We start from the raw sequence: 15,251 nt of genomic DNA, 5'->3' as shown, positions 1-15,251 counted from the left end.
CGGTACAATCCTCCCTATATCGATAGCCCTCTCCACGGTGGAGAGGGCCACCAACAGCCAGGCCCTTTCATGACAACCGACATGCGTTCACTTTACAGCCAGCTTCCTGCTATCGATCGTTTATTGCGCGATAGCGCCTTTTCAGCCTTGCGTGAGTCCCATGGTCACACCCGGGTGGTTGACCTGCTTCGCCATATGCTCGACGAAGCCAGGGAAACGATTCGCGATGCACAAGCGCTTCCGGCATGGTGCAACGACTGGGCGCAAGAGGCCTGCACCCGGCTGGAACGGGAATCGCAAAGCGCGCTGCGTCCGGTTATCAACTTGACGGGGACAGTGCTGCACACCAACCTTGGGCGTGCATCGCAGGCGGAAGAAGCGATTGATGCTGTTGTGCAGGCTATGCGTACGCCGGTCACACTGGAATACGATCTGGACGGTGCAGGGCGCGGACATCGTGATCGTGCCCTGGCGGATTTGCTATGTCGCATTACCGGGGCGGAAGACGCTTGTATCGTAAATAACAACGCGGCAGCGGTGCTGTTAATGCTGGCCGCAACCGCCAGTGGCAAAGAGGTGGTGGTTTCACGCGGTGAGCTGGTGGAAATTGGCGGTGCGTTTCGTATTCCGGATGTCATGTCCCAGGCTGGGTGTGTGTTGCGTGAAGTTGGCACGACCAACCGTACCCACGACAGTGATTATCGCCAGGCAGTGAATGAAAACACAGCTCTGCTGATGAAAGTGCATACCAGTAATTACAGCATCGAAGGCTTTACCAAAGCGGTAGATGAGATGGAACTGGCGGTGATGGGTCAGGAGCTGGATATTCCGGTGGTGGCGGATCTGGGCAGCGGTTCGCTGGTCGATCTCAGCCAGTATGGTTTGCCGAAGGAACCAATGCCACAGCAGTTGATCGCCGCAGGCGTAAGCCTGGTCAGCTTCTCAGGCGACAAGCTGTTGGGCGGGCCACAGGCGGGGATTATCGTCGGTAAGAAAGAGATGATTGCCCGATTACAGCACCATCCGCTGAAACGCGCGTTACGGGCCGATAAAATGACCCTGGCGGCACTGGAAGCGACGCTGCGGCTCTATCTGCACCCGGAGGTGCTGGCAGAGAAATTACCGACGTTACGTTTGCTCACCCGTACTGAAGAGGCCATCCGCGCTCAGGCACAACGATTACAGGCGCGGCTGGAAGAACATTACGGCGACACGTTCGCACTGAACGTGATGCCTTGCTTGTCGCAGATTGGCAGCGGCTCGCTACCTGTTGATCGGCTGCCCAGTGCGGCATTAACGTTTACCCCGCATGACGGGCGCGGTAGCCGTCTTGAGGCGCTGGCCGCCCACTGGCGCGAGCTACCGGTGCCGGTCATTGGGCGGATTTATGATGGCCGCTTATGGCTGGATCTGCGCTGTCTTGAAGACGAGACCCGGTTTATGGAGATGATGCTGAAATGATTATTGCAACCGCCGGACACGTTGACCACGGAAAAACGACGTTATTACAGGCGATTACCGGCGTGAATGCCGACCGCCTGCCAGAAGAAAAAAAGCGCGGTATGACCATCGATCTCGGCTATGCCTACTGGCCGCAGCCTGACGGACGCGTACTTGGATTTATCGATGTTCCCGGACATGAAAAGTTTCTGTCCAACATGCTGGCGGGGGTCGGCGGTATCGACCACGCTCTGCTGGTGGTTGCCTGCGATGACGGCGTGATGGCGCAAACACGTGAGCATTTGCAGATCCTGCAACTGACGGGTAATCCGCAGCTTACTGTGGCACTGACGAAAGCCGATCGCGTGGATGAGGCGCGTATTAACGAGGTGCGTGCAGAGGTCCAAACAACGCTGGCTAACTATGGTTTTTCGGATGCAGCACTTTTTGTGACCGCCGCCAGTGAAGGGCGTGGGATCGATATCTTACGTGACCATTTGCTGCAATTACCTACGCGCGAGCATGCCAGCAATCACAGCTTCCGCCTGGCGATTGACCGTGCCTTTACGGTAAAAGGTGCAGGCCTGGTGGTAACAGGTACCGCGCTCAGTGGTGAAGTCAATGTGGGCGATTCGCTGTGGCTGACGGGCGTTAACAAACCGATGCGCGTGCGTAGCCTGCATGCGCAGAACCAGGCCTGTGAGCATGCCCACGCTGGTCAGCGTATTGCGCTGAATATTGTCGGAGATGCTGAAAAAGAACAGCTCAACCGTGGTGACTGGCTGCTTTCTGATGCGCCGCCGGAGGCTTTTACCCGTGTCATTGTTTCCTTAGAACATTCGGCCCCGCTAATGCAGTGGCAACCGTTACACATTCATCACGCGGCCAGCCACGTTACCGGGCGGATTTCTCTGCTCGAAGGAACGCTGGCAGAACTGGTTTTTGATACTCCGCTGTGGCTGGCTGATAACGACAGACTGGTGCTGCGTGACATTTCTGCGCGTACCACGTTAGCTGGCGCCCGCGTGGTAACGCTCAACCCGCCGCGTCGGGGCAAGCGTAAGCCGGAATACCTGCAGTGGCTGTCAGCATTGGAAAATGCGCAGGATGACGGCGACGCGCTGGCAATACATCTGACGCGCGGGGCGGTGAATATTCCTGATTTCGCGTGGGCGCGGCAACTCAATGGCAACGGTATGCGTCCGTTGATTGAGCAGCATGGCTTTATTCAGGCCGGCTACAGTCTGCTGAATGCGCCTGTTGCAGCACGCTGGCAGCGCAAAATCCTCGATACACTGGCAACGTACCATGAGCAGCATCGCGATGAGCCAGGACCGGGGCGTGAGCGTCTGCGGCGTATGGCCTTGCCGATGGAAGACGAAGCGCTGGTGCTGTTGCTGATTGAAAAAATGCGCGATAGCGGTGCTATCCATAGCCATCATGGTTGGCTGCATTTGCCGGATCATAAAGCTGGTTTCAGCGATGAACAGCAGGCTATCTGGCAAAAAGTCGAACCTCTTTTTGGTGATGAACCATGGTGGGTGCGGGATCTGGCGAAAGAGACGGGCACGGATGAGCAATCTATGCGTTTGGCGTTACGACAGGCAGCCCAGCAAGGCATCATTACTGCGATCGTTAAAGATCGCTATTACCGTAACGATCGGATTGTCGCCTTCGCTAATATGATCCGCGAACTCGATCAGGAAAGAGGATCGACGTGTGCCGCCGATTTCCGCGATCGGCTTAACGTGGGACGTAAACTGGCTATCCAGATTCTGGAATATTTTGACCGCATCGGTTTTACCCGTCGTCGGGGCAATGATCATTTACTGCGGGATGCGTTGCTATTCCCCGAAAAGAGTTGATGTCATTTAATCCGTGACCGCTGTCGTAAAGCAGTAAAAGGCTGGCGAATAATTCGCCAGCCCCATCTACCTTTGTAGTACCCCTACAGCAAGGAGATGGTCATGACTAATAACCCCCCTTCAACGCGTATTTATCCCGGCGAGTATGGTTACCCTCTGAAGTTAAAAGCTCGATACGATAACTTTATCGGCGGCGACTGGGTCGCACCTGCGGACGGTGAGTATTACCAGAACCTGACACCGGTAACCGGGCAATTACTGTGCGAAGTGGCCTCTTCCGGCAAGAAGGATATCGATCTGGCACTGGATGCCGCGCACAAAGTAAAAGATAAATGGGCGCATACCTCCGTGCAGGATCGTGCGGCGATTCTGTTCAAAATAGCCGATCGAATGGAGCAAAATCTCGAGCTGCTGGCGACCGCAGAAACCTGGGACAACGGTAAACCCATTCGCGAAACCAGTGCTGCTGACGTACCACTGGCAATTGACCATTTCCGCTATTTCGCCTCCTGTATTCGTGCGCAGGAAGGGGGGATCAGTGAAGTCGACAGCGATACGGTGGCGTATCACTTCCATGAACCCCTGGGCGTGGTTGGGCAGATTATCCCGTGGAACTTTCCGCTGTTGATGGCGAGCTGGAAAATGGCGCCTGCCCTGGCGGCAGGCAACTGCGTGGTGCTGAAACCTGCCCGCCTGACACCGCTGTCCGTACTGCTGCTAATGGAAGTGATCGGAGATCTGCTGCCGCCAGGCGTGGTGAACGTGGTCAACGGTGCTGGTGGAGAAATTGGCGAGTATCTGGCAACGTCAAAACGCATTGCGAAAGTGGCGTTTACCGGCTCAACGGAAGTGGGTCAGCAGATCATGCAGTACGCAACGCAAAACATCATTCCTGTTACGCTGGAGCTGGGCGGCAAATCGCCCAATATCTTCTTTGCTGACGTGATGGATGAAGAAGATGCGTTCTTTGACAAAGCGCTGGAAGGTTTTGCACTGTTTGCCTTTAACCAGGGCGAAGTGTGTACCTGCCCGAGCCGTGCGCTGGTGCAGGAATCTATATACGAACGTTTTATGGAGCGTGCTATTCGCCGCGTGGAGAGTATCCGCAGCGGTAACCCGCTTGATAGCGTAACGCAGATGGGGGCGCAGGTTTCGCATGGTCAACTGGAAACCATCCTCAACTATATCGATATTGGTAAAAAAGAAGGTGCTGATGTGCTGACCGGCGGGCGGCGTAAGCAGCTGGATGGAGAGTTAAAAGAGGGATATTACCTCGAGCCGACCATTCTGTACGGTAAGAACAATATGCGCGTATTCCAGGAGGAGATCTTTGGTCCGGTGCTGGCTGTCACGACCTTTAAAACCATGGAGGAAGCGCTGGAAATCGCTAACGATACTCAGTATGGACTTGGTGCTGGCGTCTGGAGCCGTAACGGCAATCTGGCATATAAGATGGGGCGTGGTATCCAGGCGGGGCGTGTATGGACCAACTGCTATCATGCTTACCCGGCACATGCGGCGTTCGGCGGCTATAAACAATCGGGCATTGGACGCGAGACCCACAAAATGATGCTGGAGCATTATCAGCAGACCAAGTGCCTGCTGGTGAGCTACTCTGATAAACCGTTGGGACTGTTTTAAATTCCCCTCAATCATTGCCCGGTATCGCTAAGCGATACCGGGCATATCGTTATGCTTTTCGTCTTCCTGCAACCCGAAATATTTAGAGTATATAGAAACCCATATATCGTTATATAAATAAGAGAATTGCATACGTTCTGGTCGTTCATCTATTATTCTTAACTCTATTGTTTAAAACAAATAGCAGACAAATTTATTAATTTAAATCCCTGAGGCAAATATGTTTCTTGATTATTTTGCATTAGGAGTGCTTATTTTTGTATTCCTGGTTATTTTTTATGGGGTTATTATTCTGCATGATATTCCCTATCTGATTGCAAAAAAACGTAACCATCCTCATGCCGATGCAATACATGTTGCGGGCTGGGTAAGTTTGTTTACTTTGCATGTTATTTGGCCATTTTTATGGATCTGGGCAACGCTTTATCGCCCGGAGCGAGGGTGGGGTATGCAGAGTGCTGATCCTTCCCTTAACCAGCTTCAGGCACGGGTAGCCGATCTGGAAAAGAAACTGGCCGAGGTTAAGACCTCCCCGGCGGAGTAATATTGATGGATTTACTGATCGTTCTGACCTATGTGGCGTGCGCATGGTCGATATTTAAAATATTTAAAATCCCTGTAAATAAATGGACCGTACCAACAGCAGCATTGGGCGGCATATTTATTGTTTGCGGACTTATATTACTGATGAATTATAACCATCCGTATACATTTAAGGCGCAAAAAGCAGTGGTTTCTATTCCCGTAGTGCCTCAGGTAACGGGTGTAGTAACAGAAGTGACGGATAAGAAGAATACGCTAATCAAAAAAGGCGAGGTCCTGTTTAAACTTAACCCTGGTCGCTATCAGGCGAGGGTTGACCGCCTGAAAGCTGATATTGTGACGGCACAGCATAAAGAGCAGGCTCTTGCCGCGCAGTTAGATGAAATGAAGGCTAACACGCAACAGGCAAAAGCCACGCGCGACAAGCTGGCGAAAGATTACCAGCGCTATGCGCAGGGTAGCCAGGCGAAGGTGAATCCTTTTTCTGAACGCGACATTGATGCGGCGCGGCAGAACTATCTGGCGCAGGAAGCGTCAGTGAAATCATCCGTGGCAGAGCAACAGCAAATACAGAGTCAGTTAGACAGCATGGTATTGGGGGAACATTCACAAATTGCCAGCCTGAAAGCCCAGTTGGCAGAAGCCGAATTTAACCTTGAGCAAACTGTGGTACGGGCGCCCAGCGATGGTTATATCACGCAGGTGCTGATTCGACCGGGTACCTATGCCGCAGCTCTGCCTATGCGTCCGGTAATGGTCTTTATTCCAGACCAAAAACGGCAAATTATTGCCCAGTTCCGTCAAAACTCGCTGCTGAGACTGGAACCGGGCGATGAAGCTGAAGTGGTGTTTAATGCGCTGCCGGGTAAGGTATTTAGTGGTAAGTTGACGGCGATTAGCCCTGCGGTTCCGGGTGGTACGTACCAGTCAAATGGGACGCTACAATCCTTAAACTCCACCCCCGGTTCTGAAGGCGTTATTGCTACGATAGATCTGAATGAAAATGAAGATTTAAACGCTTTGCCTGATGGTATTTATGCACAGGTAGCCGTCTATTCTGACCATTTTGCCCACGTGTCAGTGATGCGCAAGGTGCTGTTACGAATGACCAGTTGGGTGCATTACCTGTATCTCGACCACTAAGCGTAGGCTGTTCTGCTTGCCATTTTTGCCTACTCAGGTTGCTGCTGTTGCGCCTGAGTAAGCTGTTGGCGTATCTCATTTAACATCTCATCAAGAATAAACTGTACGCGCCAGGGTTGATATTCGCGCTTACGGAAAATAGCCACGAGATCCAGCCACCATTTATGTTGCTCAGAGAAGCAAGGGACCAGCAACCCGGACTGCGTTTCTTTTTGCACACTTTTATTCGGCGCAAAAACAATACCCAGATGGTTACGGGCCAGCGCCAGCGCTGACTGCGTATTGTCGCAGACGTAATTTCCCGTCACGCGATAATCTTGTATCTCTTTACCTTCGGCTGAGGTGAATCGCCAAATATTAGCATCATCAATCATCATTGAATCAATTAGAATACAGGAGTGATGCTCCAGCTCTTCAGGACTGGTAATAGGATGTTTTTTGAGATATTCCTCGCTGGCAAAAGCCGTGACGGCATATTTAGTAATGAAACTGGCAACCAGTGATTCATCTTTAGGATGTGCATAACTTATTAAAATATCACAGTCATCAGGGAATTCGGCGCCCTCATAAAATGCTTTACGTTCCAGATTATATGTTTTTAGAGAAAGAGTAATACCACCGATATTCTGTATTTTGGCAATAACATGCTGCGATAAGTAAGCAATAATCCCCGTAGGTGCATATACCGTTACCCGACCACGTTTTTCATGCTTATAATCAGCAATGAAATTATTCAACTGATCGTTTCTGTCCAACATGTCATTGATGTAAGGGAGTAGCGCTGTGCCAAAAGGCGTGAGGGTCAGGTGTCGGGTGGTTCGATCAAATACTTTCAACCCAACTTTTGATTCAAATTCAGCGAGATACTTGCTGACGTTGGCTTGCGCAATGCCGAGAACAGTCGCTGCATGGCTGATATTTTCACTGGCAGCAATGACAGAGATAATCTTCAGCTCCCGGTGTTTGAGTTGTAATTTATTCATCGCCAAACCCAATATATATATGAATTTATATATTACTATATAAATATGAATCTTGCACTGATGAAATTGTAAGCATTATTATGCTGGCGCTTTGTAGCTTATTTTAAAATGGAATGTTGGCATGTTAATTAAACGCAATATTGTGGCGCTATTTGCCTTTTCTTTTATGGCTAGTGCAACAGCCGCAGAATTTTCTATTGGCGGTGGGGCTGTATATAATGAATCTCCTTATCGTGGATATAATGATAATGTTCACGCAGTACCGCTTGTCAGTTATGAAAGTGAATCATTCTATTTTAGACAAACAACGTTAGGCTATATTCTGTCCAAGAGTAAAAGTAATGAATTTAGCATTACTGCCTCATGGATGCCGCTTGAGTTTGATCCTGCTGATAACGATGATCATGCTATGAAGCAACTGGACAAGCGCGACAGTACTGCGATGGCAGGGGCTGCGTGGTATCACCATGAGAATTGGGGCAGCGTAAAAGTTTCTGCTGCAGCGGATGTTCTGGACAACAGCAATGGCTGGATTGGAGAAGTGTCTCTGTTCCGCCAAATGCCGATGGACAGACTGACGCTCACCCCGGCCATTGGCGTTCTCTACTATGACGAGAATTTCAACGAATATTACTACGGCGTGTCTGGCAGTGAATCTCGCCGTAGCGGGTTATCAAGCTTTTCCCCTGGCGATAGCTGGACACCTTATGTCGGCCTGTCCGCAAAATATGCGTTAACCACAAACCTGACGTTGCTGGCCAGCGCCAATTATAGCGTGCTACCAGACGATATTAAGAATAGCCCAATGGTCGATCGCGACGACAGCTTCACTTTCCTGTCAGGGGTGAGCTGGCGTTTCTGATTCTCACCCGTTTGCCCTCACGGAAGAGGGTAATCTTTTCATGATGCTTTGACGGATAGCACTAACAGTCGCCATCCGTCATATTATTACAGCTATATGATTGCAGCGTCCGTAATAGGCGCATTCCTCAAGAACCACGGCGTTATGTACGGCGTCAGCAGCATTTTTACCCCAGGCAAACGGCCCGTGCGAATGCACTAATACCGCCGCCGGGACCTGTATTCTGCTTACCCGCGCTTATATCGCCAGCATATGCCGCTGTATTACTCAGCGATGGGCTTTACCGTTCGCGATTAGGCGTTTACCCATAGTCGTTCAGGCACCTGACAAAATTTAACCGATTCCCCTGTCTGATCAAGGCAGCCGGGGCGCGCTCTCTGGCACTCTGTGGTTTTAACGCAGAGGGAGGGGGCAATGAACCGGTTTATTATGGCTGATGCAGCGAAATGTATTGGGTGTCGAACCTGCGAAGTTGCCTGTGTGGTATCTCATCAGGAAAACCAGGATTGTGCGACGATCTCCTCCGACGCGTTTGTCCCACGCATTCAGGTCATTAAAGACAACGCATTTACCACTGCGGTCGCCTGTCATCAATGTGAAGATGCTCCCTGTGCCAATGTCTGCCCAACTCACGCTATTCGTCGCGAACATGGGCATATCTTCGTAGAACAGGAACGTTGTATCGGCTGTAAAAGCTGCATGCTGGCCTGCCCGTTCGGGGCGATGAATGTTGTCGCGCATACGTTACGGGTGCAGGCGATTAAATGCGATCTGTGCTGGCATCGTGAAGCTGGCCCGGCGTGTGTTGAAGCCTGCCCAACCAGTGCGTTGCAGTGTATGGATGCCAATAAGATTCAGCAGCAGCGTCTGCGTTCCCAGCCGTTGTAATGCGAAGCCCGACCTGTATTCCGGTCGGGTTTTCTGTCAGCCTTCAAGCCAGGCGCGTTCGATCTCTTCTGCCAGAATTTTCACGCCAGCCTCGATTTTTTCCGGATCCGGAACGTAGTTCATCCGCATGCACTGATGGGTATGTGGCCAGGGCTTATCCAACCCCGGGAAGAAGTAATCGCCGGGAACCATCAGGACACCGCGCGCTTTGAGGCGTTGATACAGCAGTTCGGTGGAGATCGGTAAATCCTTAAACCACAACCACAGGAAAATTGCCCCTTCTGGTTTATGAATCAGGCAGCGATCTTCGGATAAATAGCGACGAATGATCGCAATTGTCTCCTGAACGCGCTGATAATAAAACGGCTTGATAACGGTCTCTGACAGACGTAGCAGATCGTTGTGCTTAATCATCTCGCACATGATCGCCGGTCCCATACCGCCAGGCGCCAGGCTGATAATGCCGTTCATATTGGTGATGGCGGTGATGATTTTCTCATTAGCGATAATAATGCCGCAGCGGGAGCCTGGCAGGCCGAGCTTGGAAAGGCTCATGCACAGCACAATGTTTGGGTTCCACAGCGGGCGTGCTTCGCTAAAAATGATACCGGGGAACGGGACGCCATAGGCGTTATCAATCACCAACGGGATACCGTGCTGGTTGGCCAGACGATCCAGTTTCATCAACTCTTCGTCAGTGATCACATTACCAGTGGGGTTGGTTGGACGCGACACGCAAATCATGCCTGTCTCTTCACCAATGTGCAGGTGTTCAAAATCAACGTGATACTTGAACTGGCCTTCCGGTAACAGCTCAATGTTCGGCCGTGCCGACACGAAGAGCTCCTCTTCCAGCCCTGAATCAGCGTAGCCAATATATTCCGGTGCCAGGGGGAATAACACTTTTCGGGTGGTTCCGTCAGCGCGGCGTCCTGCGAAGAGATTGAATAAGTAGAAAAACGCGCTCTGACTGCCATTTGTCAGTGCAATATTTTGTGGTTCGATATCCCAGCCCAGTTGTTCGCGCAGCAGTTTCGCCAGCTCAGACAGTAGCTCGGTTTTACCTTGTGGACCGTCATAATTGCAAAGCGCATCAGTGACTTTGCCGTTTTCCAGCATCTCTGCCAGCAGAGTCTGGAAGTAATCCTGCATCTCCGGGATTTGCGCCGGATTGCCGCCGCCGAGCATGATGGCACCGGGGGTACGTAAACCGTCGTTGAGGTCCTCCATCAGGCGTGTGATGCCTGAATGGCGGGTAAATTTGTCGCCAAAAAGTGAGAATGTCATAGCAGGTGGTCTGTCGAACTCAGTATTAAAGTGGCTAACCATAACGCTCCCTATGGCAGGGTGCAAATCAGGTCCCGAAGTCCGAATTGATGTTTTGTGCTGCAGATTTTTGAATGGCTGGTTTTTTATATTGCATCCGGCTTCCCGCACTATCCGGTACGGGAAGCTCGGTGGGATCAGGGCTGGCCTGCCCAAACAACCATCACTTTATCGTCGCCATGTTCGCGTATAAATCCATATCCCTGCTGTAATGTGAGCGTGGTTTGTTTTCCTGCGCCGATGGCAGGATGTCTGGCTCTGAACTGACTGATTCGCTGCCAGTGTGCGACGTTGGCGGCTGATTTCCCGTTAATGTCCTGCCAGTTCATATCTGAGCGCGTGCCTTGCAATGGATCAGAACCGGTTGGTCCAAAAGGACGGGCGGATTCGTCACCATAGAAGAGTTGTACTGCCCCCGGAGCCAGCAGCAACAGCTCGGCGGCTTTATCCCCACCTTCGCGGAACAGACGCGTATCGTGCGATGAAAGATAGCTGAGTACATTGAAACTCTGCAATTTTTCCGCCATCTGCTGCCAGGTGAGATCCATATTGGCCAGGCAGTCGACAGCTTTGGCTGCCTGCTCCTGGTAATCAAAATTAATCATTGCATCGAAGCCGTGGCGGTAATAATCACTTTGCATGACGCCGTGTCCCCATGCCTCGCCAGTCATCCAGAAGGATTTATCATCCAGCGCTTTGTCAGGGTTAGCGTGCTTCCATTCAACCAACGCTGCGCTGGCCTGTGTTTTCAGTTGCTGCCAGGCGGGAAGTTCGACGTGCTTGGCTGTATCGATCCGGAATCCGTCAATACCGTAGTCTCGTACCCACTGACTGAGCCAGTGGGTCAAATAATCCCGTGGCGTATAGTCCGCGATAGCTTTGGCGCGAGTGTCTGGTTTGTTTTTGTAGAACACCGGCAAGCCGGAAGGTGTGGTGGATTCAGTTTTAAGATCGGGCAGGAAGGCCAGTGACATGGTCAGGTCGTCAAAACCCGGGTTGTCGTAGTTGCCAATGTCGGTGCGGATCCAGTTTTTCCCCCACCATTTTTCCCATGCGGCTTTATCGCTGAAATTAATGTAGTCATTAAAGCTGTGCCAGCTTTGCCCGGCGGCAGGCTTCCAGTCCGTCCAGCGTTCCCCGAGCGTTTTTTTTAGCTCATCACCTGATAAGTACAATGCGCCAAATTGATATTCCTGCATATCCGCAAGCGTGGCGTAACCGGTGTGGTTCATGACGACATCGAACAAAATACGGATGCCGCGTTGATGTGCGCCATCCACCAGTGCGCGCAGATCTGCTTCGTTGCCCATATTGGCGTCAAGTGTGGTCCAGTCCTGGGTGTAATAGCCGTGATAAGCGTAGTGGGGAAAATCTCCTTTTGTGCCGCCACCAACCCAACCGTGGATTTGCTCAAATGGTGCGCTGATCCATAGAGCATTGATCCCTAACTGTTGCAGATATTCCAGTTTGCTGGTGAGGCCGCGTAAGTCGCCACCGTGAAACGTCCCAATTTCCTGCATATCATCTTTATGGCGACCGTAGCTGTAGTCGTTGGTTGGGTCGCCGTTCTGAAAGCGATCCGTCAGCACGAAATAGACCGTGGCGTTATGCCAGTCGAATGCGGCGGGTGCGTTCGTTTCTGCTCTCTCGAGCAGTAACAGGCCGTTGCTGGTTGCGGCAGGCTGCAATGTAATCTGCCCGTTTTTTACGGTAGCTGTTTGCTGACTGTAGTAATCGCGTACGACGGTGTCTTCAGGAAAGGTCTGGCTTACGTCCAGCGTCAGCGGCGAACCATTCCATTTTGGACATTGTTGAATCTGAGCGGTGATGGGTTTTGCAGCGTTTTTTACCGAGAGCATCAGCGTCGGTGTTCCGGAACGGGTATCAACTTCCAGCGTGTAATTGCCGTCTTTGAATAAACGCCACTGTGGTGGTGTGCCCTCACAGGGTTTCAGTGACAGCATCTGGTTGAGTTTTATGGTATTGGCTGGCTGCCAGCACTGTTGGTCAAAATTTAGGATTAAAGGACGAGTACCCTTCGTCAACGCTGCATGGCTGACAAACTTACCCGTACCTTCTGTTTCGAAAACAGGGAAGCCTTGAGCAGTCCATGTTGAGGCGATTGTAATGCCGGGCAAGAGTGCCAGCGCAACGGCGGCCATTTTCATAATGCTGTCCTTGATGCTGCGATTTTCGCCAGTTTGCCAGTGAAATGGGGCCAGAAACTCATCCCTTGAGCGCATTCCGTCAGGATGAGGAGTGAGGGTGAGCGATCAAGTGCAAAAAACGCACGTATTTTGCGATAACCACCACATTTTCTTCGAATTAATGACAATCTTAACCGCTAGTGCGTGACATAGTTTCAGAATTGGACTATTCCTTTGGGTGCTCTTGACGGCTATTTTTGATATGATTTGAGATTCATCTCTCATTTTTGTGAAAAATATAAGGTGTTGGAATGTATAAATCCGACCAGGAGACCTAATGATATTGACTCCCATTCGACGATATGGGGCAATGATTCTCATGTTACTCACCATTGCATTTTCGGGTGAGGTGCTGGCAAAGACGCACACGACGACAACGAGTCAGAAGTCCCACATAACCAAGACAAGTATTAAACAGGTAAGCAGTAAACAAGAGTATTCTCGCAATAGTGCAAAGAGCAGTTCACTTCCTGATTTGCGAAAATACCCTTCCGGAACACCTAGAAAAAAAGCGTTTCTCCGGACGGTTATGCCTTTTATTACCAGTCAAAATGCTGCCATTACTGCTGAACGTAACTGGCTGATTTCAAAGCAGTACCAGAATCGCTGGTCGCCGACTGAACGTGCGCGTATGAAAGATATCGCCAAACGTTACAAGGTGAACTGGTCTGGTAACACGCGTAAAATTCCGTGGAATACGCTGCTTGAGCGTGTAGACATTATCCCAACCAGCATGGTGGCAACGATGGCCGCAGCAGAAAGTGGCTGGGGAACGTCTAAGCTGGCACGTAGCAATAACAACCTGTTTGGCATGAAATGCGGCAAAGGTCGTTGTAATAATGCACCGGGTAAGGTGAAAGGTTACTCACAGTTTGAATCGGTGAAAGAGTCGGTAAATGCCTATGTCATTAACCTGAATACGCATCCTGCTTACTCTTCCTTCCGTAAATCTCGCGCTCAGTTGCGTAAAGCCGATCAGGAAGTTACGGCAACCGCGATGATCCATAAGCTGAAGGGTTATTCCACTAAAGGGCAGAGCTACAATAACTATCTGTTCGCTATGTACCAGGATAATCAGCGCTTAATCGCTGCGCATATGTAAGCAGCTTTGCTTTAACAGGCCTGCGTGGTGAATGCGTAGACCTGTTAAGCTCAGCCTCCTCTGGCACGACTACAACAATACCTCACTGTATCGATCGCGGTACTCTTTCGGCGTTGTGTCGTACTCCTTCTTGAAGACAGAATAGAAGTACTGCAAGGACGGATAGCCGCACATCTGCGAAATCTCGTTTATTGATAATGTAGTGGAAATTAACAGGCTGCGTGCTTTTTCCAGCTTTTCAGCGTGGATCACGGCATGAATGGTCTCTCCGACCTCCTCTTTAAACCGCTTCTCCAGATTCGAACGCGAAATCCCAACAGAGTCCAGCACCTGATCAACCTTGATTCCTTTACAGGCATGATTGCGAATGTAATGCATGGCCTGGATGACAGCAGGGTCGGTGAGGGATCGATAGTCTGTAGACTGACGCTCAACAACGCGCACGGGAGGGACCAGGATGCGCTGTAGAGGCATCTCTTCGTTGGCCAGCAGTCGGTGCAGTAGTTTGGCTGCCTGATACCCCATTTGTCTTGCCCCCTGCGCAACAGATGACAATGCCACCCGCGACAGGTAGCGGGTCAGTTCTTCGTTATCAATACCAATGACACACAGCTTTTCTGGTACCGGGATGTGCAGATGCTCGCAGGCCTGTAGAACATGTCGAGCACGCGCATCTGTGACGGCAATAATACCGGTATGTGGCGGCAGGGTTTGTAGCCAGTCCGCCAGCCGGTTTTGAGCGTGCTGCCAGTATTCAGGTGCAGTTTCCAGGCCCTGATACACTACGCCACGGTATTTCTCTTCTGCAACCAACTGGCAAAACGCATATTCACGTTCTGCGGCCCAGCGCTTGCCGCTGGAGGCGGGGAGGCCATAGAACGCAAAGCGGTTAATCCCTTTTTCTTTCAGGTGCAGAAAGGCGCTTTCTACCAGAGCATGGTTATCGGTGGCGATGTAATGGACTGGTGGATAATGCTCAGGAAGATGGTAGGAGCCACCGACACCGATAATGGGAACGTCGACGTCAGCAAGCAGTTGCGCGATGTCATCGTCGTCGTAGTCGGCGATGACGCCATCCCCTAACCACTCTTTGATGTTATCAATGCGAGCACGAAAATCTTCCTCAATAAAGATATCCCACTCTGATTGTGATGCTTGTAAATACTCGCCCACACCCTCAACAACCTGGCGGTCGTAAGCTTTATTGGCATTAAATAACAGCGTGATGCGATGACGTTTATCAAACATGGT

The 15,251-nt window shown here is 51.0% G+C and carries 12 protein-coding genes and 1 pseudogene; 8 read left to right on the top strand and 5 right to left on the bottom strand.

The features are described from left to right. Positions 1-69 precede the first annotated feature (69 nt). The 5 genes from selA (at position 70) to SK36_RS20895 (ending at position 6,632) form a co-directional block, all read left to right on the top strand. Complete coding sequence (gene selA / locus SK36_RS20915) at positions 70-1,461, top strand: L-seryl-tRNA(Sec) selenium transferase (protein ID WP_048223077.1); 1,392 nt, start codon at positions 70-72, stop codon at positions 1,459-1,461. Next, the gene (selB, locus tag SK36_RS20910) at positions 1,458-3,305 is read left to right on the top strand and encodes a selenocysteine-specific translation elongation factor (RefSeq protein WP_048223074.1); all 1,848 of its coding nucleotides are present in this window, start codon (positions 1,458-1,460) and stop codon (positions 3,303-3,305) included. Before selA ends, selB begins: the two co-directional genes overlap by 4 nt. A gap of 102 nt (positions 3,306-3,407) precedes the next feature. Further along, a complete protein-coding gene (gene aldB, locus SK36_RS20905) occupies positions 3,408-4,946 on the top strand; it encodes an aldehyde dehydrogenase AldB (protein ID WP_045448751.1) in 1,539 nt (512 codons plus the stop codon). A 220-nt stretch (positions 4,947-5,166) separates the two neighbouring features. Next, positions 5,167-5,490 carry a DUF3302 domain-containing protein gene (locus tag SK36_RS20900; RefSeq protein ID WP_045448749.1) on the top strand — a complete coding sequence of 108 codons (324 nt, stop codon included), beginning with the start codon at positions 5,167-5,169 and terminating at the stop codon, positions 5,488-5,490. Positions 5,491-5,495: 5 nt separating this feature from the next. Continuing rightward, complete coding sequence (locus tag SK36_RS20895; protein ID WP_045448747.1) at positions 5,496-6,632, top strand: HlyD family secretion protein; 1,137 nt, start codon at positions 5,496-5,498, stop codon at positions 6,630-6,632. Positions 6,633-6,661: 29 nt separating this feature from the next. Here SK36_RS20895 and SK36_RS20890 read toward each other — a convergent pair whose 3' ends face one another. Beyond that, positions 6,662-7,615 (bottom strand): LysR family transcriptional regulator, encoded by a 954-nt coding sequence (locus SK36_RS20890; RefSeq protein ID WP_045448746.1) that lies wholly within the window; start codon positions 7,613-7,615, stop codon positions 6,662-6,664. Positions 7,616-7,736: 121 nt separating this feature from the next. On the opposite strand from SK36_RS20890, the gene SK36_RS20885 reads away from it, so the two are divergent. After that, positions 7,737-8,477, top strand: coding sequence for a MipA/OmpV family protein (locus tag SK36_RS20885; protein WP_045448744.1), 741 nt, complete (start codon positions 7,737-7,739; stop codon positions 8,475-8,477). A gap of 108 nt (positions 8,478-8,585) precedes the next feature. On the opposite strand, the pseudogene SK36_RS24120 reads toward SK36_RS20885, so the two are convergent. After that, positions 8,586-8,684, bottom strand: a pseudogene (locus SK36_RS24120) (class II aldolase/adducin family protein); the annotation flags it as partial. Positions 8,685-8,891: 207 nt separating this feature from the next. Here SK36_RS24120 and SK36_RS20880 point away from each other — a divergent pair. Next, positions 8,892-9,365 carry a 4Fe-4S binding protein gene (locus SK36_RS20880; RefSeq protein ID WP_048223070.1) on the top strand — a complete coding sequence of 158 codons (474 nt, stop codon included), beginning with the start codon at positions 8,892-8,894 and terminating at the stop codon, positions 9,363-9,365. A 36-nt stretch (positions 9,366-9,401) separates the two neighbouring features. On the opposite strand, the gene avtA is transcribed toward SK36_RS20880, so the two are convergent. Continuing rightward, on the bottom strand, positions 9,402-10,652 hold the full coding sequence (avtA, locus tag SK36_RS20875) for a valine--pyruvate transaminase (protein ID WP_048223067.1): 1,251 nt from the start codon (positions 10,650-10,652) through the stop codon (positions 9,402-9,404). A gap of 176 nt (positions 10,653-10,828) precedes the next feature. Continuing rightward, entirely contained in the window at positions 10,829-12,859 is a 2,031-nt protein-coding gene (gene malS, locus SK36_RS20870) for an alpha-amylase (protein WP_045449828.1), read from the bottom strand. Between the two features lie 316 nt (positions 12,860-13,175). On the opposite strand from malS, the gene SK36_RS20865 reads away from it, so the two are divergent. After that, the gene (locus SK36_RS20865; RefSeq protein WP_045448721.1) at positions 13,176-14,000 is read left to right on the top strand and encodes a protein bax; all 825 of its coding nucleotides are present in this window, start codon (positions 13,176-13,178) and stop codon (positions 13,998-14,000) included. Positions 14,001-14,069: 69 nt separating this feature from the next. On the opposite strand, the gene xylR is transcribed toward SK36_RS20865, so the two are convergent. Continuing rightward, positions 14,070-15,248, bottom strand: a complete 1,179-nt coding sequence (gene xylR / locus SK36_RS20860; RefSeq protein WP_045448719.1) for a D-xylose utilization transcriptional activator XylR — start codon at positions 15,246-15,248, stop codon at positions 14,070-14,072. Positions 15,249-15,251: the final 3 nt, after the last annotated feature.

The sequence above is a fragment of the Citrobacter sp. MGH106 genome, assembly GCF_001037495.1.
Lineage (GTDB): Bacteria > Pseudomonadota > Gammaproteobacteria > Enterobacterales > Enterobacteriaceae > Citrobacter > Citrobacter murliniae.
The sequence above is the reverse complement of the archived record's forward strand: the minus strand, read 5'-3'. Positions and strand labels throughout refer to the sequence as shown.

Coding starts and splice junctions, on each gene's coding strand:
- selA (WP_048223077.1), top strand. CDS start 70: ATGACAACCGACATGCGTTCACTTTACAGCCAGCTTCCTGCTATCGAT.
- selB (WP_048223074.1), top strand. CDS start 1,458: ATGATTATTGCAACCGCCGGACACGTTGACCACGGAAAAACGACGTTA.
- aldB (WP_045448751.1), top strand. CDS start 3,408: ATGACTAATAACCCCCCTTCAACGCGTATTTATCCCGGCGAGTATGGT.
- SK36_RS20900 (WP_045448749.1), top strand. CDS start 5,167: ATGTTTCTTGATTATTTTGCATTAGGAGTGCTTATTTTTGTATTCCTG.
- SK36_RS20895 (WP_045448747.1), top strand. CDS start 5,496: ATGGATTTACTGATCGTTCTGACCTATGTGGCGTGCGCATGGTCGATA.
- SK36_RS20890 (WP_045448746.1), bottom strand. CDS start 7,615: ATGAATAAATTACAACTCAAACACCGGGAGCTGAAGATTATCTCTGTC.
- SK36_RS20885 (WP_045448744.1), top strand. CDS start 7,737: ATGTTAATTAAACGCAATATTGTGGCGCTATTTGCCTTTTCTTTTATG.
- SK36_RS20880 (WP_048223070.1), top strand. CDS start 8,892: ATGAACCGGTTTATTATGGCTGATGCAGCGAAATGTATTGGGTGTCGA.
- avtA (WP_048223067.1), bottom strand. CDS start 10,652: ATGACATTCTCACTTTTTGGCGACAAATTTACCCGCCATTCAGGCATC.
- malS (WP_045449828.1), bottom strand. CDS start 12,859: ATGAAAATGGCCGCCGTTGCGCTGGCACTCTTGCCCGGCATTACAATC.
- SK36_RS20865 (WP_045448721.1), top strand. CDS start 13,176: ATGATATTGACTCCCATTCGACGATATGGGGCAATGATTCTCATGTTA.
- xylR (WP_045448719.1), bottom strand. CDS start 15,248: ATGTTTGATAAACGTCATCGCATCACGCTGTTATTTAATGCCAATAAA.